General features: G+C 42.5%; 18 protein-coding genes and 1 pseudogene. 6 read left to right on the forward strand and 13 right to left on the reverse strand.

Annotation, left to right across the window (positions count from 1 at the left end; translation table 11 throughout):
* Nucleotides 1–74: 74 nt before the first annotated feature.
* From fdx to ACAM37_RS05120, 8 genes and pseudogenes are all read right to left on the reverse strand, one after another.
* The gene (fdx, locus tag ACAM37_RS05085; protein WP_036597564.1) at nucleotides 75–413 is read right to left on the reverse strand and encodes an ISC system 2Fe-2S type ferredoxin; all 339 of its coding nucleotides are present in this window, start codon (nucleotides 411–413) and stop codon (nucleotides 75–77) included.
* Nucleotides 414–452: 39 nt separating this feature from the next.
* Entirely contained in the window at nucleotides 453–2,405 is a 1,953-nt protein-coding gene (hscA, locus tag ACAM37_RS05090; RefSeq protein WP_369626772.1) for a Fe-S protein assembly chaperone HscA, read from the reverse strand.
* Nucleotides 2,406–2,580: 175 nt separating this feature from the next.
* Nucleotides 2,581–3,213, reverse strand: a complete 633-nt coding sequence (locus ACAM37_RS05095) for a Fe-S protein assembly co-chaperone HscB (protein WP_369626773.1) — start codon at nucleotides 3,211–3,213, stop codon at nucleotides 2,581–2,583.
* A gap of 51 nt (nucleotides 3,214–3,264) precedes the next feature.
* Nucleotides 3,265–3,585 (reverse strand): iron-sulfur cluster assembly protein IscA, encoded by a 321-nt coding sequence (gene iscA / locus ACAM37_RS05100; RefSeq protein ID WP_065252641.1) that lies wholly within the window; start codon nucleotides 3,583–3,585, stop codon nucleotides 3,265–3,267.
* 108 nt (nucleotides 3,586–3,693) lie between these two features.
* The gene (gene iscU / locus ACAM37_RS05105; RefSeq protein WP_050324430.1) at nucleotides 3,694–4,077 is read right to left on the reverse strand and encodes a Fe-S cluster assembly scaffold IscU; all 384 of its coding nucleotides are present in this window, start codon (nucleotides 4,075–4,077) and stop codon (nucleotides 3,694–3,696) included.
* A gap of 84 nt (nucleotides 4,078–4,161) precedes the next feature.
* Complete coding sequence (locus ACAM37_RS05110) at nucleotides 4,162–5,379, reverse strand: IscS subfamily cysteine desulfurase (RefSeq protein ID WP_369626774.1); 1,218 nt, start codon at nucleotides 5,377–5,379, stop codon at nucleotides 4,162–4,164.
* A 152-nt stretch (nucleotides 5,380–5,531) separates the two neighbouring features.
* Nucleotides 5,532–5,963 (reverse strand): annotated as a pseudogene (locus ACAM37_RS05115) (Rrf2 family transcriptional regulator); the annotation flags it as partial.
* 206 nt (nucleotides 5,964–6,169) lie between these two features.
* A complete protein-coding gene (locus ACAM37_RS05120) occupies nucleotides 6,170–6,832 on the reverse strand; it encodes a hypothetical protein (protein WP_309595935.1) in 663 nt (220 codons plus the stop codon).
* A 449-nt stretch (nucleotides 6,833–7,281) separates the two neighbouring features.
* Between ACAM37_RS05120 and ACAM37_RS05125 the strand changes: the two genes are divergently transcribed.
* On the forward strand, nucleotides 7,282–7,554 hold the full coding sequence (locus ACAM37_RS05125) for an HU family DNA-binding protein (protein ID WP_007116691.1): 273 nt from the start codon (nucleotides 7,282–7,284) through the stop codon (nucleotides 7,552–7,554).
* A gap of 163 nt (nucleotides 7,555–7,717) precedes the next feature.
* Here ACAM37_RS05125 and ACAM37_RS05130 read toward each other — a convergent pair whose 3' ends face one another.
* Both ACAM37_RS05130 and ACAM37_RS05135 read right to left on the reverse strand, forming a co-directional pair.
* The gene (locus ACAM37_RS05130; protein WP_099833957.1) at nucleotides 7,718–10,774 is read right to left on the reverse strand and encodes a LysM peptidoglycan-binding domain-containing protein; all 3,057 of its coding nucleotides are present in this window, start codon (nucleotides 10,772–10,774) and stop codon (nucleotides 7,718–7,720) included.
* A 227-nt stretch (nucleotides 10,775–11,001) separates the two neighbouring features.
* Nucleotides 11,002–11,511 (reverse strand): hypothetical protein, encoded by a 510-nt coding sequence (locus ACAM37_RS05135; protein WP_369626775.1) that lies wholly within the window; start codon nucleotides 11,509–11,511, stop codon nucleotides 11,002–11,004.
* Nucleotides 11,512–11,857: 346 nt separating this feature from the next.
* On the opposite strand from ACAM37_RS05135, the gene yajC reads away from it, so the two are divergent.
* The 5 genes from yajC (at nucleotide 11,858) to ACAM37_RS05160 (ending at nucleotide 16,743) form a co-directional block, all read left to right on the forward strand.
* Complete coding sequence (gene yajC / locus ACAM37_RS05140; RefSeq protein ID WP_409520150.1) at nucleotides 11,858–12,202, forward strand: preprotein translocase subunit YajC; 345 nt, start codon at nucleotides 11,858–11,860, stop codon at nucleotides 12,200–12,202.
* A 154-nt stretch (nucleotides 12,203–12,356) separates the two neighbouring features.
* Nucleotides 12,357–14,252 carry a protein translocase subunit SecD gene (gene secD, locus ACAM37_RS05145; protein WP_062330427.1) on the forward strand — a complete coding sequence of 632 codons (1,896 nt, stop codon included), beginning with the start codon at nucleotides 12,357–12,359 and terminating at the stop codon, nucleotides 14,250–14,252.
* A gap of 125 nt (nucleotides 14,253–14,377) precedes the next feature.
* Nucleotides 14,378–15,526 (forward strand): protein translocase subunit SecF, encoded by a 1,149-nt coding sequence (gene secF / locus ACAM37_RS05150; RefSeq protein ID WP_369626833.1) that lies wholly within the window; start codon nucleotides 14,378–14,380, stop codon nucleotides 15,524–15,526.
* A 70-nt stretch (nucleotides 15,527–15,596) separates the two neighbouring features.
* On the forward strand, nucleotides 15,597–16,304 hold the full coding sequence (locus ACAM37_RS05155) for an AzlC family ABC transporter permease (protein WP_369626776.1): 708 nt from the start codon (nucleotides 15,597–15,599) through the stop codon (nucleotides 16,302–16,304).
* 61 nt (nucleotides 16,305–16,365) lie between these two features.
* Nucleotides 16,366–16,743: an AzlD domain-containing protein gene (locus ACAM37_RS05160; protein WP_099808009.1), complete on the forward strand. Its 378-nt coding sequence runs from the start codon at nucleotides 16,366–16,368 to the stop codon at nucleotides 16,741–16,743.
* 38 nt (nucleotides 16,744–16,781) lie between these two features.
* Here ACAM37_RS05160 and purF read toward each other — a convergent pair whose 3' ends face one another.
* From purF to ACAM37_RS05175, 3 genes are all read right to left on the reverse strand, one after another.
* On the reverse strand, nucleotides 16,782–18,317 hold the full coding sequence (gene purF / locus ACAM37_RS05165; RefSeq protein WP_369626777.1) for an amidophosphoribosyltransferase: 1,536 nt from the start codon (nucleotides 18,315–18,317) through the stop codon (nucleotides 16,782–16,784).
* Nucleotides 18,318–18,430: 113 nt separating this feature from the next.
* Nucleotides 18,431–18,964: a CvpA family protein gene (locus ACAM37_RS05170; protein WP_312177867.1), complete on the reverse strand. Its 534-nt coding sequence runs from the start codon at nucleotides 18,962–18,964 to the stop codon at nucleotides 18,431–18,433.
* Nucleotides 18,965–18,988: 24 nt separating this feature from the next.
* Nucleotides 18,989–20,032 carry a quinone-dependent dihydroorotate dehydrogenase gene (locus ACAM37_RS05175; protein WP_312177869.1) on the reverse strand — a complete coding sequence of 348 codons (1,044 nt, stop codon included), beginning with the start codon at nucleotides 20,030–20,032 and terminating at the stop codon, nucleotides 18,989–18,991.
* Between the last annotated feature and the right edge of the window lie 193 nt (nucleotides 20,033–20,225).

The raw sequence follows: 20,225 nt of genomic DNA on the forward strand, positions 1-20,225 counted from the left end.
TGTTTAGCGATACGTAGCGCCATCAAAAAAGGCTTACTAACCATGATTAGTAAGCCTTTTTTTATCGGTTGGTATTAATGATTTTCAGAGGCGTGATTGATGGTATATTTTGGAATTTCAATCGTCAAATCTTGATCTTCAATGATGACTTGGCAAGACAGTCTTGAATCTGGCTCTAGCCCCCAAGCACGATCTAGCAAATCAGCTTCGATATCGTCCATTTCCTCCAAGCTATTAAACCCTTTTCGCACGATAACATGGCAAGTAGTACAAGCTTTTGACATATCACAAGCATGCTCAATTTTCACGCCTTTTTCTAGCAAACCACGGCATAGATTATCGCCTTCATTGAGTTCAATCTCTGCGCCAGTAGGGCAAATTTGGTGATGCGGTAATACAGTAATTTTTGGCATAGCAATCTCTTAACGATTAATAGTCTTATGTATTCAAAATTAATTTGACCAATCCGCGGTTGAAGTGCCTTTCATGGTTTCATTGACCGCTTGGTTCATGATAAGTGCAGCAAAATCATCACTATGAACTTTTAGCTGCGCGCTCGCTGTTTCTAACTGGGCTTGTTCAGCACCATCAATCGCCTGTTGAACATCAGCCATCGAGGTTTGCAGCGTATTTTTCTGCTCATCGCTTAACAAAAAGCCAAATTCTGCAAGCGCAGATGCTAGCGCCAACAATTCTCGTTTTGCTTCTACTTGACTTTCAATCAAGCTACGTTGCAGTCGATCTTGCATGGCAAAATCAAAGCCTGCTTTGAGCATTTTTTCCTGCTCATCTTCTGACAACCCATAAGACGGCTTGACTTGAATTTGGCTTGCTTTTCCCGTTGTCAACTCTTTAGCCCAGACGGTTAACTGACCATTAGCATCAATTTGAAAAGTGACTTCGATACGCGCCAACCCTGCTTTCATCGCTGGAATGTCAGTCAGTTTAAACTGCCCTAACGAGCGATTGTCAGCCACCGTATCGCGTTCACCTTGTACCACATGGATAATCATACCATTTTGGTTATCTTGATAGGTTGTAAATACCTGTTTACGCGTCACAGGAATGGGCGTGTTACGCGGAATAATCACTTCAGTGAGACCGCCCATGGTCTCAAGCCCTAAAGATAAAGGCGTGACATCAAGCAGCAATACCGTATTTTGCTGTTGTCCGATTAATTGGTCGGCATATTTGGCTGCGCCTAACGCGACGACTTCATCGGGATTGATGCGTGACAGTGGCGATTGGTTAAACGTTTCTGCCACGATTTGCTGAATCAATGGCATTCGTGTGGAACCACCTACCAATACCACTTCATCAAGCTGAGACGTCTCAAGTCCAGCATCACGTAACACTCGCGCACACACCGCTAATGTACGGTCAGTCACTGGCTGGATGATTTGACGAAGATTGCTTTGGTTTAACACAATGTCAAAAGTTTGACCGTTCAGTGAAACTTCGGCAGTCACTTGGTCTGCTTTTGACAACTGCTCTTTAAGCGTGCGAGCCTGTACGTTTAGCAGTTGTTTTTGATGGTTATCAATGCTTGAAGGATACAGGCCTGTTTGTTGAATGAGCCAATTAGCGATCAAGCGGTCAATATCATCGCCACCCAGTGCGCTATTACCGCCCGTTGCCAGCACTTCATATACACCATGATTGAGCTTTAACACCGATACATCAAACGTGCCGCCGCCCAAATCATAAATGAGATGATACGCTTCGTCTTGTGCTTGGTTCAGCCCATACGCCATCGCGGCAGCCGTCGGCTCGTTTAATAATCGAATCACATGAATGCCTGCCAATTTAGCCGCATCTTTGGTGGCTTGGCGCTGTGCTTCATCAAAATAAGCCGGCACCGTAATCACCGCACCCACAATACTATTGTCAGGTAACGCCAATTTTGCCCGATCATACAGATGTTTTAACAGGATACTTGATACTTCAACAGGATTTTTGGCACCTTGTGGGGTTTGGATACTTGGCATGACATCCACATCACCGACTAATTCATAGGGATGATTGAACTTAATATCCTTGATGCTTCGACCCATAAACCGTTTGACCGAGCGTACAGTATGATTTGGTGCTTGTTCTGCCATTGCTTCAGCATGACTACCTACCAAAGTTTCTGGATTACCATTGTCATCTAAGCCAAAATACACCACCGAGGGTAAAAGCTTTTGGCAATCGATACCTTTTACCTGATTAGCAATTTGACTGTCGTCATTGGCGTTATTGTCACTAGATTGACACTCACTAACTTTATCGCCAATCACTTGTGGCTCGCCTGAACGGACTACCGCTACCAGTGAGCGCGTGGTTCCTAAATCAATTCCTAAAGCAAAACGATGCGCATGGGGCTTGGCACTTTGATTGGGTTCAGCGATTTGTAATAACGACATAAATTGGACCAATTAAAAATAGAAAAAATAATTTGAAAATAAAACCAGCCTAGGTTATATCTTTAGCTTAGGTTGTATCTTTATTGAAAGTCAAAACGGATGGTATTATAAATTAAAAATATGATAAACCAAATAAATTAACCAATGCTAGGACGGCTTACCCTTTAATCATGAATTACACATACAAATCGTCATCATTATCAAAATTTTGCTTGGCTAATTCATCGGTGGTTTTTGCCACATCTGCTTGCAGTTTAACCAAAAACTGCAGTTTTTGAATGATATCTATCGCTTGCTTGGTTAAGGCATCATCATTGGCCTCAGCTGCATCTGAGTTATCAATTTTTTGATAAACTTCGTCAAAAGCAAGTTGATAATTATTTAGCCATTCGGTAAGTTTTTTGCTAAGCAAGGTAATACTTTGGCCATCAGCATCGTCTAAATCGATGCGAAATGACATGGCATCGTCTAGAAAGTCCAAATCACGAATCGGCTGATTAATAGATTGTGAAATGCCTTTGAGTGCCAATAAATGTGACGCGCGAGAATCGGGGTTTTTAAGCGTATTGTAGGCTTCATTAATAATAGCAGACGCTTGCTCAGGCTTTAGTGCGGATAATTTGGCGATTGATTCACGCAAAAAACCATCCGTATTAGCAGATAGCGAAAGGTTTTGCTCAGATACAGACGCATCAAGATTGTTATCGGGATGGAACTTAGATTGAAGTTGGCGAAGGGTCTGCTGAAGTTTGGCTATATCAATTTGATATTGTTGGGGTACATTCATCAACTCAAAATAATTAACCATTTTCAACTTCCCCTACCGAGCCATCACTATACTGACAAAAAATATTAAAAACTAAACGGTGAAAGATTCACCACAGCCACACTCACCTTTTTGGTTTGGATTACTAAATTTAAAGCCTTCATTGAGACCTTCTTTGACAAAATCCATTTTCAAACCATTAAGATAAACTAAGCTTTTTGGATCGACAAATACACTAACCCCATTACTTTCAAAACGTTGATCGTTAGGGTCTGGCTCATCAACAAATTCCAGTACATACGCTAAGCCGGAACAACCTGCGGTACGGATACCCACACGGATACCTTCGCCATGACCACGGTTTTGTAAAAAATCGCGTACATGTTGAGCTGCATCGTTTGATAATTCAATCACTTTACTACCCCATCTACTAATTTCAATCTTTAAGCGACTCACTTTAAGTAACTGAGCCAAAGTCTTATTGAGGATGAGTCAATAAGACTTTTAGAATCGCACAATCAATCAAGCATTGGCTTTAGATTTATAATCTTCAATCGCTGCTTTAATGGCGTCTTCTGCCAGCACTGAGCAGTGCACTTTAACCGGTGGCAAGGCTAGCTCCTCTGCGATATCTTTGTTTTTAATTGCGCTAGCTTCATCCAGGGTTTTGCCTTTAAGCCATTCTGTGACCAATGAGCTTGAGGCAATAGCTGAACCACAGCCATAGGTTTTAAAGCGCGCATCTTCAATGATACCGTTATCACCCACTTGTATTTGCAGGCGCATCACATCACCACACGCTGGCGCGCCTACCATACCGGTACCGACATTTTTGGCATCTTTATCTAAGTTTCCCACATTGCGTGGATTTTCATAATGGTCAAGCACTTTATCACTGTAGGCCATTTCATTTTCCTTTTGGCTGGTTACGTCAAACGTAACTGACTAATCTTTAATTATTAATTAAATTGAATGAATTTTTAATACAAATTAATGTTCGTTCCATTCCACACTATTTAAATCAACGCCTTCTTTATACATGTCCCAAAGCGGTGATAAAGCACGTAATTTTTCAACCGCAGTTCGCATCTCAGCAATCGCATGGTCAACATCTTCTTCGGTGGTATAGCGACCCAAACTAAAACGAATTGAACTGTGAGCAAGCTCATCTGACAATCCAAGCGCGCGTAATACGTACGAAGGCTCAAGCGTCGCTGACGTACAAGCAGAACCCGATGACACGGCAAAATCTTTCAATGACATCATCAACGATTCGCCTTCTACAAAGTTAAAGCTGATGTTGACGATGTTTGGAATGCTGTGATTGATGTCACCATTAAGATAAACCTCATCAAGCTCTTTTAACCCGTCCCACAGACGTTGACGCAGTTTTGTCAATCTGGCTTCATCTTCTGCCATACGTTTGCCCGCAATGGCAAAGGCCTCACCCATCCCCACAATCTGATGCGTTGCCAAAGTACCTGAACGCATACCACGCTCATGACCACCACCTTGCATTTGAGATTTTAGACGCACACGTGGTTTGCGGCGAACATATAAAGCACCAATACCTTTAGGGCCATAAATTTTATGGGCAGAAAAACTCATCAAATCAACTTTTAATTCCTCTAAATCAATCGGAGTTTTACCAGCTGCCTGCGCCGCATCGACATGAAAAATAATACCTTTTTCACGTGTGATTTCACCAATCGCCGCAACATCTGTTAGGGTGCCAAGTTCGTTGTTAACCATCATTAGGGTCACTAAAATAGTATCTTCACGAATAGCCTCTTTCACTTGGTCAACCGTGATCAGACCTGTCTTTGGCTGTGGGTCTAAATAAGTAATTTCAAAACCTTCTGTTTCTAATTCACGGCAGACGTCTAGCACAGCTTTATGTTCAATTTTACTGGTAATGATATGTTTACCTTTACCACTATAAAATTGCGCCGCCCCTTTAATCGCCAAATTGTCTGACTCAGTAGCCCCTGAAGTAAATACAATTTCACGTGGATCGGCGTTGATTAATTCTGCGATTTGCTCACGGGCAGTTTCAACCGCTTCCTCAGCTTGCCAACCAAACCCGTGCGAACGCGAGGCAGGATTACCAAACACGCCATCAAAGGTCATGTATTTCATCATCTTTTGGGCGACTTGCTCATCAATTGGTGTGGTCGCGGCATAATCTAAATAGACTAATTTATTCATGCTAACAAATTCTCCCCAGAATTTTGTTGTAAGGTTTTGCTGTTGTTACTAACTTTATTGCTGATTTTCTTTGATCGTTGCGATACGGGTGCCTCTGTCATCGGCTTTACCGCAGACTGATTTTTATCCTGCATGTCTTCAACCATCAAAATTTGACGCTCAGAAATCTCACGGATAATTTGACGATTAATAAGCGTATCTAATGTCACGGTGGACAGATAATTTTCAATTTGCTCTGACAAGCCATTCCATAAATCATGGGTTAAACACATAGCGCCATCTTGGCAGTTACCTTTACCTTCGCAAGCTCTGGCATCAACCGACTCATCAACTGCTGAAATAATACTCATAATTGAGATTTCATTGATGGGTTTGGCAATATGGTAACCACCTGATGCCCCACGAGTGCTTACCACCAAACCTTTTTTACGCAGCTTAGAAAACAACTGCTCAAGATAAGAAATAGAAATCTCTTGACGTTTTGCGATATCAGACAATGACACAGCCAATTCATGTTTTTGCTCTTGCAATGCCAAATCTAGCAGCGCTGTCACTGCATAGCGTCCTCGGGTTGTCAATCGCATAATAGCCCCACTTAAGTTAAAAATTTAAATCTGTTCAAGCATCGTAAATTGTGAAAACGCGTTTTATGGTTGGTAGGACTATTATATGAAAATCCGAGTCTTTTAGTCAAGATTAATTCTTACTAAAACGCTCGGATTTATTTATTTCTCAGATTTATTTGTTTAATGATAAGCGACTTTAATCAAAGCAATGCAGGCAATAGTTGTTATTTTACCGCCCAGCCAATCGCGCAAATAACGAATAATACAAAAAATGCGATTGCCGCGCGTTTCATCCATTGATTTTTACTTTTTAATTCTACAATTTGTGCTTCAAGCGCTGTTATTTGTAGATTTGCGGCGTTGACTTGGCTATTGAGTGTCTCAACTTGTTGTTTGTAGTCAGCATCGGTTTTGATAGGCTTTTTGGTTTTTTGCTTGTCTTTATCGCCTTTGACTGCCTTTGTGATGACTTGTAATAGCTGATTGATACCAATTTGATGTAAAAAAGCCTTCACCTCTGCCATCTTTTGTGCTTCGCCGCGAATTTGTAGCTGCTCGATGGCTTTAGGCTGGTTGGTAAATAAATTCTGTGCAATTTGCCAAGTAAAGCCATTGATGGTCACATCGACCTGCTGAGAAGGCTGTAATTGGCTGTCTAGCAAAATACCATTAACCGTAAAGGTCATATAAAAAGTGACGCTTGGGACATAAGCATGAATACGGACGACGGTATTGGTAGTGGCTAAAGGATAGACAACCTTACGAAGATCTGCGTCAAAACGTAGCAACAGGGTCAGCAAGGTTTCAATAATCACTAATACCACATTGAGCGCTGTCGTGGCTATATTGCTTGGGGCATTGGTCGAAGTTTGAAAATTATCGTTCATTAAATTTCCACAAAATTAATCAAATATGGGTTTTGTAATTTGTCGATAGTGTAACTTCAAAAGGTTGTTAATAACATTAATTATTGTAAGTCTGGTATAAAACAATGCTAGTCGTTCAATATTCATATTGGCTGCTAATAAAAGCATAATGGCTAGATTGATTTTAGCCATATGGTTTTATATAACAAGTTTTAGCGATTTTTGTTGAAAAAAAATGTTATCGTTTGGTGTGCTAACCACTATATTTTGCAAAAACACGTTAATCAATGCTTAATTCCACAGAAATTATGCTTAAACTGCTTGTGAAGCCGTTGGAGTTTACTTATAATCGAATCATAATTACTTATGCAGCACTTGATACTTAAGGCTTTGAGCCTAATTAATTGCCAAGCGTGTGCTTTGTATATATAACGTTTATTTTCATCCCTAAAAATTTGAAGGATATTCTTATGAATAAGTCAGAATTAGTTGATAGCATTGCTAAAAAAAGTGGCCTTTCTAAAGCCCAATCAACTGAAGCATTAAATGCCTTTATCGCAACGATTGGCGAAGCGATGAAAGCTAATGATACTGTATCGCTCGTTGGCTTTGGTACGTTTAGTGTCAAAGAACGCCAAGCACGTACTGGCCGTAACCCACAAACTAAAGAAGAAATCCAAATCCCAGCAAGCAAAGTCCCAAGCTTTAAAGCAGGTAAAAGTTTAAAAGATATGGTTAACTAATTAACCCTTATCTCTTTATAAGCTAAAAAAGCGTATTTTTAATTAAATACGCTTTTTTATTGCCTTATAATTTCCTTACTAAGTATAAAAAATGAGTAAAAACTTAAGTAAAAAACCACTATTTTTACATAGTGGTTTTCTTATTTTATAAACTATAGTTAACCTATTTTGGCACCGTAATGATTTGACCCACTTTTAGCGAGGCCGTTGGTGACAAGTTATTTAAGCTAGCCAGTTCTTTAGGGCTGATGCCAAAGCGTCCTGCCAAAGAAATTAAGCCTTCGCCTGCTTTGACTTTATAGGTTGTTGTGGTTTTCGGGATTTTGATGTTTTGACCAATCAATAACGACTCATTACCTTTTAAGTTATTTAAAGCGGCAAGTTCGCTTTTGGAAACGCCATATTTTGCACTCAAGTTTGTCAGGCTATCACCAGATTTTACTTGGTAGCTTTGCGTATCACCACGGCTATATTTGCTTACTGGTTTTGACGCTGGCTTGTTATCATCCTCTGATTGGGTATCTTTGGCTGTTTTGGTCTCTTTTTTTGTTTCTTTTTTGCTCTCTGGTTTTGCAGAGTCCTGCTTGCTCATCGGTTCGCGGGTCGCTGTCACGCTAGCCACCGTACCCAATCCTGCTTGAGGAATAACCAGTTTTTGCCCCTGAATTAAATTTGCCGTCGGTTTTAGATAATTGGCTTTGGCCAAGTCTGCTACCGTTAAATCAAAGTTATTGGCGACGCTACCTAAGCTATCACCTGGACGTACCGTGTAGTTAATCGATTTGCCAGCTAGCGCATATTTGACCTTTTCAACTGTGACAGGCACGATGATGACTTGTCCTTTTTGCACACGATAATTGGTGTTAAAACCGTTGACATCGGCAATGTCTTTGGGCGATACGGACAGTCGATCAGCGATACCCGATAAGGTATCACCCGTCTGAACCGTATAACGACTTGATACCGGTTGCACTTCAGCTCTAGCAGGGGCAGGCTTTTGCGCTGCGGGCTGTGCCACTGGCGGCTCTGGCATTTTGTCTGGAATTAACCACAAGTTTTGGTTGGTACGCACTTGATAAGTGACTGGTAAATTATTGAATTTTGCTAACTCACTGACATTTAGATCAAACTTGTCGGCGATGCCTGTCAAGGTATCCCCCGCTTGCACGATATAGCTATTGGCTTTACGTTTTGGCGATTCTGCTACTTTGGGTTCGATAGGCTTGGCGTTGTATAAGTAAAGTGTTGAACCTGCTAGCAAGGCAGCATTTGGGTCAATTTGGTTCCATTCAGCGATATCTCGCCAATTTACACCCATGCGACTGGCGATATTTGCCAAGGTGTCGCCAGCTTTGACTTGATAGGTGCTGCGTGTGCCACTTGGACGTTTTTTGGCAGCTTGCTTGCTAACTGTGACAGCTTTGCTTTCACTGGTGGTATTGGATTTGCTCGTGGTCGCTTGCGCCGTGTTTGGGGCTTTGCCATTTAAGCTCGACGCTTGGGTAATTTTGACCTCTTTTGGCAACACCACTGGCGGTTCTTCGTAACTGAGTTTTTTGGTTTCGCCTTTGGCTTCTAGCACAGATTGCTGAGTCTGAATAGCATTGAGCTTGATATTACCATCGGTAGGGTTAATCGCTTGCTCTACTTGTGGTGCGGTTTTTTCAATTTCTTTAGCAATCAAGTTACGCTCTTGATTGGATAAAGGCGGCTCTTGCACCACGGTGTTGTTGGCAGTAACAACGGCTGAAGTGGTTGGTAATGTATTGGTAGATTGCATTTCAGCGGTCACTATTTTTTGCTCAGTGGCGGTAATCGGTGGTTCTTTGATTACTGTATTGCGGCTTTGGATGCTTGGTGTACTAGGAATGGGGGCGATATAAGTCGTGGTTTGGTTTTTAACCATACTAGTTGCCATCGCCGCCAAATCGCTGCTAGAGGATGGCAAGTTAACTGTTTCTTTTTTACTATAGGCTTGTTTGGCAGCACTCAGTGAATCACCCTGACTTGTGGTTGTATTTCGGGTTTGATTGCCAAAATTTGTGGTCGGTGTGTTATAAGTCGGTGTAACAGTTTTAGGCGTGACATAGCTATTGTTTGCCAAATAACCTTGTTGACTCATATAACCATTACCGCGTAATTGGGTGATTTTACGGTCAACTGACTCATTGAGATCATTGGGAATCAAAATACGGCTTGGGCCCGACATATCTACCGTACCTGCAATCAACGCAGGATTTAGGGCGCGCAGTTCATCGTAGCTTACGCCTGTCAGGCTGCTAATTTCGTGCAAGCTCACGCCAACATTGGCAGGGACACTTCTAAAATGCTGACGGTTCGCAATTGCGGGTAAATACACATTGTAGGTGCTCGGATTTTTGACGATTTGCGCCACAGCCAAAAACCGAGGGACATAGTTCATCGTTTCAGTAGGTAACTTAAGCGACCAATAATCCGTTGGTAGACCACGTGCTGCATTATAATTAATCGCGGATTGGACACGGCCTGGACCGGCATTGTAGGATGCCAATGCCAACTCCCAACTCCCAAACTGGTTATACAAAGCCGTCAAAAAGTCATAAGCGGCACGGGTTGACTCAATCACATCGCGTCGACCATCAAAGGTGCTGGTTTGATTCAACCCATAAATACGGCCTGTACTTGGAATAAACTGCCATAACCCTGCAGCAGACGCGTTACTATTGGCATTGGGGTCATAAGAGCTTTCAATCACAGGCAATAATGCCAGTTCTGTTGGGATATTGCGACGTTCAGCTTCGCGCACTGTGTAGTATAAATAGCGGCTAGCACGCGCTGTTAATCGGTTTAGATAGTCTTGGCGGCTAATAAACCAACTTTTTTGCGCTTCAATACGCGGATCGTACACATTCGAGTTCATACGAAAATTGACGCGCAGTCTATCCCACAAATTACCATAGCGCTGAACCAACAAAGCGTTATTCTCTACCATGCTCATGTCGGTGGCTTCAAGCAGGCCTTCCAGTTCATCCAAACTATCCATATCCAGTAGCGCCGCATTTTCTTGCGCGCTACGCACCGTGCTTTTGCTGTGACTGGATGATCCAATCATAGGTTTACCGGCTGGACTGGTGGTGCTGGTGGTTGGCGCACTGCTACAGGCTGCCAAAATAATAGAGGAAATAGCTAAACTTAACGGTTTGATAGTTTTTTTTGATGAATGGCTTATCGAAAGCAACATGATGATTCCTAGCTCTTTTTTGCAATTTAGATGTAGGACATATACCCATCTCATAGCGTAACACTATGAAAGAATATAAGCTAAAATTTGACATTATAAATAAAAAAACGGCTGTGATTTCAAGCCAGTGAAATTAAATATTGGCTGAAATTATACTAGAATCCATAAAAAAAGTGGCACAAAACTTTTGCACCACCCTGTTTAACACCACTTTTAATACCACTAACTTAGTGCTTTTCAATTACAAGCTGGCTAATCGCCCTAGACAATAACACCGAATTACCGCTTTCAGCAAAGGTAATACGTGAAGTTGTTACTAAACGTGTCGTCACGTTATTTTCGACGATGACTTCTGTTGTTATCGCATCTGCTTTGGCACGGTTACCGCTAATTACCACATTGTTTAATTGGATATCATAGCCATATTGCGTTGCTTTTGACCAGTTGTTTTGCAGCAGGTTTAGATAATTGCTTTTATTTAAAGTGGTGGTTTTTCCTTTACGCGACACGGATATCAAGGCATCATCTGCCACTAGGCTTGCAACGCGCGAAATACTTTTAGCATTTGCTGCAGCCGCCATTGCAGTACCGTAATTGTCGATATCACGCTGGGTGATTTCAGCGTTTGCCAGCGTTGGGACGGTTAACGAAGTCGCCATGACTAACCCTAACCATAATTTTGACTTTACTTGCTTTCGGATTTTATCAATCGGTTGAAAATTTAACGTGATAGTCATGAGATTTTCCTTCAATTGGTAACACCCAATTGTTTGACCCTAAAAGAAATAATTTGTTACAACTAAGCATAGCATAACCATTAACTTTATTGTTACTTGATTGTTAATAATCAAGCATAAAATAGTGAATAATACTGATAAAATCCTGTGACCATATTATCCAAAATTATCCAAAATCGCTAGATTGCCGAATCAATCGTCGTTTTTACGGCGGTGAATTATTTCAGCAAACAAGGGTTAATCATTTATTAATTTGGCTAAATCGGTTATCATTACAGGTTGTTTTTATCACCATTTTATGACTAAATTTCAATTTAAAGGTATTTCAACTATGCTACTTACCGCTATTTTAGCATTTATCCAATCTGCCCATGCGGAAGGTGCGGCGGCAGCGCCTACTGGAACGGGTGCTTCCACCATCATGCAAATGCTATTGCCATTGGCTTTTTTTGCTATTTTTTACCTCATCATTATCCGACCCCAAAGCCGTCGTAACAAAGAGCATCGTCAAATGATTGATGCCATTAAAGAAGGCAATGAAGTGGTATTTGCCGGTGGCTTGATGGGGAAAATCAAAAAGCTTCAAGGTGAATATGCGGTTGTGGCATTAAACACTACCCAAGAGGTGATGGTGCAACGTGCCTCAATCATTTCGGTATTGCCTGTGGGCACCATTGATAGTCTTAAATAATTGCTGATGCAGCTCACCTGTCAGGTTGGCGACCTAGCATTCTGTTAAGTTGCCAACTGGCTATTATAATATTGTACTGCCTTGTTGATCGCGGTTAATAGACCTTGTAGAACAACTAGTTACCTAAAAAAATCAAGTTTAAGAAGTCAAGATTATGCACTACCCTGCTTGGAAATACTTTTTAATCGGCATTGTGCTGCTACTAAGCACCCTGTATGCCCTACCAAACCTTTACCCAGACAAGCCCGCCGTTCAAATCACGGGGGCTTCCGCTAGTACCACATTGACCAATGATGTGTTAAAACAAGCGGAAACCATCCTAAATGCCGCCAATATTCCAACCAAAAACAACAGTTTTGATGGTAAATCAGCCTTGTTAAAAATTGGTGATGAGTCGACTGAAACGCAGCTTAAAGCGCAACAAGTGCTAAAAGAAAAGCTTGGCGACAATTACGTGGTGGCACTAAACTTGGCACAAACCACGCCAGCATGGCTACGTAATATTGGCGGTAAGCCTATTAAATTAGGCTTGGACTTGCGGGGTGGTGTACGGTTTGTACTAGAAGTCGATATGAGCAAAACCGTCTCTCAGCGTTTGGAAAACTTAACTCGAGATATTCGTACAGAGCTACGCAACCAAAAAATTGCCGTGACCAATTTACAAGCAGGGCAAAATAATCTGACTTTAAACTTTGTCGATAATGCCGCGCGTGATCAAGCCATTAATGTGTTACGTAGTCGCTTTGGGACAAATTACGAATTACAACCGCTCATCAATGCGGGGGGTCCAGCGATTAACATGACCTTGACCCAGTCGACGATTTCACAAATATCTCAAGATGCGGTCACCCAAAACTTGACGACTTTACGAAACCGTATTAATGAGCTAGGCGTGGCTGAAGCCGTGGTGCAATCCCAAGGTGCCAACCGTATTGTGGTGGAATTACCCGGGGTACAAGATACCGCAGAAGCCAAACGGGTCATTGGTCGTACTGCCAATCTAGAATTTCGTATGGTGTCTGACCAAAACAATACTTTCCAAGCCAATCCATCTGGGGTATTGCCTGCAGGCACTGAAGCCTATTCATTTGGTGAAGTCGATAGCCCACAAAAAACCTTATTGGAACGTCAAGCTGTGGTCACCGGTCGAAATGTACAAGACGCCCAAGCAGGGATGGATCAAAATGGTCGCCCCCAAGTGAATATCACGCTGGATAACGCGGGTGGTCGTTTGATGCAAAACACCACAGCAAAATCAGTGGGCAAACAAATGGCGGTGCTGTTTATTGAAAATAAGCAGCGTGTCACCTTCCAGCCAGACCCAGTGACGGGTCAAAATAAAGAAGTAAGAACACCTTACGCAGAAAGCCATATTATCAATCAAGCGACCATTCAAGGCGTCTTTGGCTCAACTTTCCAAATCACGGGCTTAGATAGTAATGCAGAAGCCTCAGAGCTGGCTTTGTTACTTCGTGCAGGTGCGCTAGCGGCGCCCATGTATTTTGTTGAAGAACGTACTATTGGTCCATCATTGGGGCAAGATAACATCCAAAAAGGTATGTTCTCTACCCAAGTCGGCTACTTACTCGTGTTCTTATTTATGATTATCTTTTATCGTTTATTTGGTTTGATTGCCAATATCGCGTTGATTTTTAACTTAATGATGATTTTAGCCATCATGTCATTGATTGGTTCTGCCCTGACATTGCCGGGTATCGCAGGTATCGTGTTAACCATCGGGATGGCGGTGGATGCCAACGTGCTGATATTTGAACGCATCCGCGAAGAGCTTGCCAACGGCGCCAGACCTAAATCTGCGATTGTGGCGGGTTTTAACCGCGCATTTACCAGTATTTTTGATGCGCAGCTAACTACCTTGATTGTCGCATTTATTTTATTTGCGATTGGTACAGGTCCGATTAAAGGTTTTGCTGTCACCTTAGCCATTGGTATTGCCAGCTCTATCTTCACCTCAGTGACCGTCACGCGTGCACTGGTACAGTTAGCTTATGGCTACCGCAAAACTGTCAAACGCCTAAGTATTGGTTAAGGAGCGAATAAATAATGAATGATGACAAGTTAGAGGATCTAGACGGTTTAGACGGTTTAGACGGCTCAGAACCCATCAACCCCGAGCAAAAACTCTCAGAGCTCGGCGTACGTCGTAGTGATGAAATGGCATCAAATAAACAGCACCGCAAAACGCCGCGCCGTAATGGTAAAGGGGTGAATAAAAATTTAGTCAAGCAGCCTGCTCAACCTACCGACACTGCAACCCAAACCGCTGGGTTGGCGGTGGCTAACGCTACCAGCGCTGAATTTTCGGCAGAGGATTTTGGCGGTGAAAAATTCTTTGCCGGTCGGCGTATTATTGATTTTTTAAAGGTATCTAAACCTTTTGCCATATTATCCGCCATCTTAACGATTCTGGGTTTGGTCGCTATTTTAACCAAAGGTTTAAATCTAGGCTTGGATTTTACTGGCGGTGTGTCAGCCACGGTTGTTTATGAGCAACCGGTGCAACAAGCCCAAGTTCAGTCAGCCTTATCAAGCCATAAAATCAATGACAGTGTGGTGCAATATTTGGGCAGTAACAAAGAAATTTTGGTACGCCTGCCACCGCAAAAACAAATCGAAGGGTTATCAAACTCGCTCGATACTGCGTTAGATTTACCCAACAACAATGCCACCATCAAGAACATTGACGTGGTTGGCAGTCAAGTAGGTAATGAGATTTATATCAGCTCCTTGGGGGCAACGGCACTGGCATTACTGTGTATGTTTATTTACGTGATGGTGCGCTTCCAAGCCAAATTAGCCTTAGGCGCGGTGTTGGCGTTATTTCATGATAGTATTATCACCGTGGGTATTTTCGCATTTTTTGGCTGGCCATTTGATTTGACCGTGCTTGCCGCCGTGTTATCATTGATTGGTTACTCGATTAACGATACCATCGTCGTCTTTGACCGTATCCGTGAGAATTTTCGCCGTGTTCGTGGTGCTAGCCCAGCGCAAATTGTCAATTTATCGCTCACTGAAACGCTACGTCGTACTATTATGACCATTTCAACAGTGTTGCTGGTGGTGGTCGCGATGCTGCTGCTTGGCGGCGAAAGCTTACATTGGTTCTCAGTAGCATTGCTCATTGGCTTGATTTTAGGTACTTTCTCATCGGTGTATATCGCCAGTGCGATTCCACTGTGGCTCGGTATGTCGCGCAAAGACTTTATTGTCGAAGTCAAACCAGAATTTGTTGAGGACGAAGTGGTTTTTGAAGACCGCAATGCGCCTATGTATGACAACAAAGTATTAGATAATCAATAAATGATTTGAGCGGCAAAAATACCCTACTTGCTAGGGTATTTTTATGGCTAGAATTTAAACAAGAATAGCAATGATGAAAAATGAATTGATGAAAAATGGGTTATGGCAACAGGCGTTTAAAGTAAGTTTTCCTGTGGCAATGGGCTATATCCCTGCAGGGATTGCCTTTGGCGTGTTGTTTGTGGCAGCAAAACTTCCTATATGGGCGGCGATTTTATCTAGTGTGGTGTTATACGCGGGTGCGGCGCAATATGCTTCTATTACGCTGTTAGCGGGCGGGGTTGGAATCTCAACCCTCGCCAGCAATACCTTAGCGATAAATTTGCGCCATGCTTTTTATGCCATTCCTTTGTTAAAACAATTACCAACCAATCCTATCAGTCGATTTTATTGCTTGTTTGCGTTAACCGATGAAACTTTTTCCGTATTAACCACCCTTGATGAAAATGAACGCCAAAGACTCATACTACCTGTGAGTTTGCTCAATCAGTGTTATTGGGTTATCGGTACCATATTAGGCATTATGCTGGGTGCAGGGCTCAATGATTGGGTGCCCCATTTGGATTTTGCGTTAGTGTGCTTGTTTGCTATTTTAGCCTACGAGCAGTTTAAAGCAGTCAAGGCTTACTATCCCATCTTCATCGCCATCATTGCGTTCACAGCGGCGTTTTATTTTATATCCGATTGGCTTTTACTATCAGCGATTTGCGTGAGTTTGGGACTCATTATCATCCACTTTTTTATGAGCAATAAATCTGCTCATGAGCAAGCTCTCTGACAGTTCAAACTATCTGACAGCTCAACCGCCAAAAAATTTATCCATTAATCGTTAGAATATTATGAACACACCACCTGATAACTTTTATTTAGTCGCCGCTACTTTTGCCATGGCGTTGGTGACTTTTCTCACCCGCATCACCCCAATAATTTTGCCAAAGCGATTATTGGATGCGCCCTTGTTGCTCGCGGTGAATAAAGCATTGCCATTATCCGTGATGACGCTGTTGATTTTAACTTCATTGCATTGGCAGCAGCCTAAGCCTATGAGTATGAGTCTGGGCTTATCGCCATTACTTGTGGCAGAGATATTGGCGCTTTTAGTGGTGTTGCTCAGCTATCATTGGAAAAAGCAATTACTGCTAAGTATGCTGGTGGGGATTGCTAGCCTTAATGGGTTTTTATGGGGATTGAATCTGATAGGTTTTCAATCCCCATAAAAAAAAGCCCTACTTGGGCTTTTTTTATGAAGGATAACTTATACCTCGGTTTGCACCCCGACGATATCCACAGGCGTATCAGCCACGTCTTGTATACCAGATTTTTTCTGTTTGGCTTTATCACTGCGTTTACGCTGCAATTCATCCAAATAATCTTCATCAATACCACCGGCGATGTATTTGCCATCAAATACCGAACAATCAAATTTTTTGGCATCGCTGTGTTTGTCTTGTACCGCTTCAATCAAATCATCCAAATCTTGGAATATCAAACGATCCGCGCCGATGATTTTACAAACGTCTTCCACACTATGACCTGAGGCAATCAGCTCATTGCGCGCTGGCATGTCAATACCATACACATTGGGATATTTGACCGGTGGCGCGGCACTGGCAAAATACACATTATTGGCGCCTGCGTCACGTGCCATTTGGATAATCTCGTGGCAAGTCGTGCCACGTACAATTGAATCATCGACCAACAATACGTTTTTATTTCTAAATTCAAAAGGCACCGCGCTTAATTTTTGACGTACCGATTTTTTGCGCTGCTGTTGACCTGGCATAATAAAGGTGCGACCGATATAACGGTTTTTCATAAAGCCTTCACGGTATTTTACGCCTAGATGCTGAGCCAGTTCCATCGCAGAAGTACGTGAGGTATCGGGAATAGGAATAACCACATCAATACCGTGATCTTCACCCCATTCTTTGATGATTTTCTGCGCTAACGACTCGCCCATACGCATACGGGCTTTATAAACAGAAATATTATCAATAATCGAATCTGGGCGGGCAAAATAGACGTATTCAAAAATACAAGGTCTAAACTCTTTGGCTTCGACACATTGGCGACTAAAGAAGTTATTGTTTTCATCAATAAAAATCGCTTCACCGGGCTTCACATCTCGAACGATATCAAAACCCAATGCAGTTAACGCAACTGACTCAGATGCCACCACATATTCAAAACCGCCATTTTCCGCTAATCGTTGACCAAAAATCAGCGGACGAATGCCATTGGGGTCACGAAATGCCAAAATACCATAGCCCGTAATCATAGCGACTACCGCATACGCGCCTTCGATACGTTTGTAGACGGATGTCATCGCTTCAAAAATATCATCGGGGCTTGGATGCTGGATACCGAGTTTTTGCATCTCATGCGCTAGCACATTGAGCAAGACTTCTGAATCAGAATCGGTATTAATATGGCGCATATCTTCCATAAACAGTTCTTTGGCAATCTCTTCTGCGTTGGTCAAATTACCATTATGCGCCAAGGTAATACCATACGGCGAATTGACATAAAAAGGCTGAGCTTCCGCACTGCTAGACGTACCAGCTGTTGGGTAACGTACATGCCCGATGCCTTGATTACCGACAAGACGCATCATATGACGTGTCATGAACACATCGCGCACCATGCCATTTTCTTTACGCAAAAACAGACGGCCATCTTGACATGTCACAATACCCGCGGCATCTTGCCCACGATGCTGCAGCATAGTCAGCGCATCGTATAGCATTTGATTAACTTCACTGTGAGCGGCTATACCGACAACTCCACACATATTTTACCCCTTTAATTTTTCACCGATGGCTATGAGACCTGATGAAAAGAGACCTGATGAAAATTGAATGAAACTAGCTTTTTTGCCGGCTGACAATTACAATACTTTAGCCGTCAGTCAAACTTACCAATGCTATTGCCCATTTGCCCTATTCCTTCGAAAGCGGTTTTCCCCAGATTGGCAGCAAGCTGTTGGGTGATTTGTGTGGCAAAAGGTGCCATTGGCAGTAGCGCATTGGCAAACTTAGACTGCTGCCAAAAGTCACGTTGACTGACAAAAGGCGCCAATAAACTGAGCAGCATCAACACAATGACCAAATTTTTGACCAAGCCAAACCCTGCGCCCGCCAATTTATCTAGGATACTCAGTCTAAGCCCCTGCAAGGTTTTACTCATCACCCATAATACGATTTGCAGTCCCACGATGACAAATAAGCCAATTGCCAAAAATGCGGCAATGATACTAAGGCCAGTTGAGCCAGTCAGCGAAACAAAAAACGGTGCTAAAGGTTTTGCCAAATAACTGGCTAGCAGCAGTGCCAATAGCCAACCAAACATGCCCACCAGTGAGCGCATCAAGCCATTATTAAATCCCTGCCACAACCCCATAAACAATACAAACAACACTAGCATATCTAACAAAGTCATCAGGTTAAGCTCGTATCATGGGATTTACAAAGTAGAAGGTGAATGTTGGCTTAAACGATAACCGTCAATGGCTTCCACACAGGTTTGAATGAGCTCAGGTCCTTCATAAATCAAACCACTATAGAGCTGAATCAAATCCGCACCTGCTTCAATCTTTTTAACCGCACGTTGACCATTGTCAATACCGCCTACGCCAATAAGCGCCACTGAGCTCGGTAAGCGTTCAGCAAACTGCTCAAGAACTTGGGTGCTACGGTGACTGAGTGGTCGACCTGATAGCCCGCCTGCTTCTTGACTGGTTTTGTAGTCTTCTACCCCATTACGGCTTAGGGTGGTATTGGTGGTAATCAGCCCATCAATATCAAAACGCACCAATTCTTTGGCAATATAATCAATTTGGTCTTCTTCCAAATCTGGGGCAACTTTCAGCACTAATGGCACATAATACTGATGTTGGCTAGCGAGTTGGCTGTGGCGTGATTTGATACCATCAAGCAGCGCCGTGAGCGCATCACCACTTTGCAGGTCACGCAGGTTTTTGGTATTGGGAGAGGAAATATTCACCGTAATATAAGACGCGTAAGGATACACGCGCTCAAGACAATAAATATAATCATCTAGGGCATTTTCAACTGGCGTGCTGGCATTTTTGCCAATGTTAATACCCAAAATACCTTGATATTTTGCACGCTTGACTTGCTCAATGAGATAATCGACGCCTTTATTGTTAAATCCCATGCGATTGATAATAGCATGGGCTTCTTTGATACGAAACAGACGGGGTTTGTCATTGCCAGGCTGTGGTTTTGGGGTAATCGTACCAATTTCGATATAGCCAAAACCCAATGCCGCTAACGCATCGATATATTCGCCGTTTTTATCAAGCCCGGCTGCCAAACCAACCGGATTGGTAAAGGTTAACCCCATACATTCTGTCGTCAATTCTTGCTTACCGTACAAAAACCCGAGCATCCCAAATTTTTGCGATTTTTCGAGTAATGATAACGTGATTTCGTGGGCTTTTTCAGGATCGGTGTTAAATAAGAACGGACGAAGAAAGGCATACATAGTTGAATAAGCACTCACATTGCATGGGTGAATCTAATTGACTCTGCCCTTTATACAAGCAGAACTAACCTATTTAGCTTGAGAGATAGCACCCGTTGACGTGCTGTCTAGACTATCTCGTCAAAATCAGAAAAGCTATTATATCAGTGTTGACGCTAAATAAACACCTGCAATTTTCTTTGCTTCACCGCTA

It is taken from the genome of Moraxella sp. K23, assembly GCF_041154765.1.
GTDB lineage: Bacteria > Pseudomonadota > Gammaproteobacteria > Pseudomonadales > Moraxellaceae > Faucicola > Faucicola tetraodonis.

Excerpts from the sequence above, each read along its gene's own strand:
- fdx (WP_036597564.1), bottom strand. The coding sequence starts at position 413 with ATGCCAAAAATTACTGTATTACCGCATCACCAAATTTGCCCTACTGGC.
- hscA (WP_369626772.1), bottom strand. The coding sequence starts at position 2,405 with ATGTCGTTATTACAAATCGCTGAACCCAATCAAAGTGCCAAGCCCCAT.
- ACAM37_RS05095 (WP_369626773.1), bottom strand. The coding sequence starts at position 3,213 with ATGGTTAATTATTTTGAGTTGATGAATGTACCCCAACAATATCAAATT.
- iscU (WP_050324430.1), bottom strand. The coding sequence starts at position 4,077 with ATGGCCTACAGTGATAAAGTGCTTGACCATTATGAAAATCCACGCAAT.
- ACAM37_RS05110 (WP_369626774.1), bottom strand. The coding sequence starts at position 5,379 with ATGAATAAATTAGTCTATTTAGATTATGCCGCGACCACACCAATTGAT.
- ACAM37_RS05120 (WP_309595935.1), bottom strand. The coding sequence starts at position 6,832 with ATGAACGATAATTTTCAAACTTCGACCAATGCCCCAAGCAATATAGCC.
- ACAM37_RS05125 (WP_007116691.1), top strand. The coding sequence starts at position 7,282 with ATGAATAAGTCAGAATTAGTTGATAGCATTGCTAAAAAAAGTGGCCTT.
- ACAM37_RS05130 (WP_099833957.1), bottom strand. The coding sequence starts at position 10,774 with ATGTTGCTTTCGATAAGCCATTCATCAAAAAAAACTATCAAACCGTTA.
- ACAM37_RS05135 (WP_369626775.1), bottom strand. The coding sequence starts at position 11,511 with ATGACTATCACGTTAAATTTTCAACCGATTGATAAAATCCGAAAGCAA.
- secD (WP_062330427.1), top strand. The coding sequence starts at position 12,357 with ATGCACTACCCTGCTTGGAAATACTTTTTAATCGGCATTGTGCTGCTA.
- secF (WP_369626833.1), top strand. The coding sequence starts at position 14,378 with ATGGCATCAAATAAACAGCACCGCAAAACGCCGCGCCGTAATGGTAAA.
- ACAM37_RS05155 (WP_369626776.1), top strand. The coding sequence starts at position 15,597 with ATGATGAAAAATGAATTGATGAAAAATGGGTTATGGCAACAGGCGTTT.
- ACAM37_RS05160 (WP_099808009.1), top strand. The coding sequence starts at position 16,366 with ATGAACACACCACCTGATAACTTTTATTTAGTCGCCGCTACTTTTGCC.
- purF (WP_369626777.1), bottom strand. The coding sequence starts at position 18,317 with ATGTGTGGAGTTGTCGGTATAGCCGCTCACAGTGAAGTTAATCAAATG.
- ACAM37_RS05170 (WP_312177867.1), bottom strand. The coding sequence starts at position 18,964 with ATGACTTTGTTAGATATGCTAGTGTTGTTTGTATTGTTTATGGGGTTG.
- ACAM37_RS05175 (WP_312177869.1), bottom strand. The coding sequence starts at position 20,032 with ATGTATGCCTTTCTTCGTCCGTTCTTATTTAACACCGATCCTGAAAAA.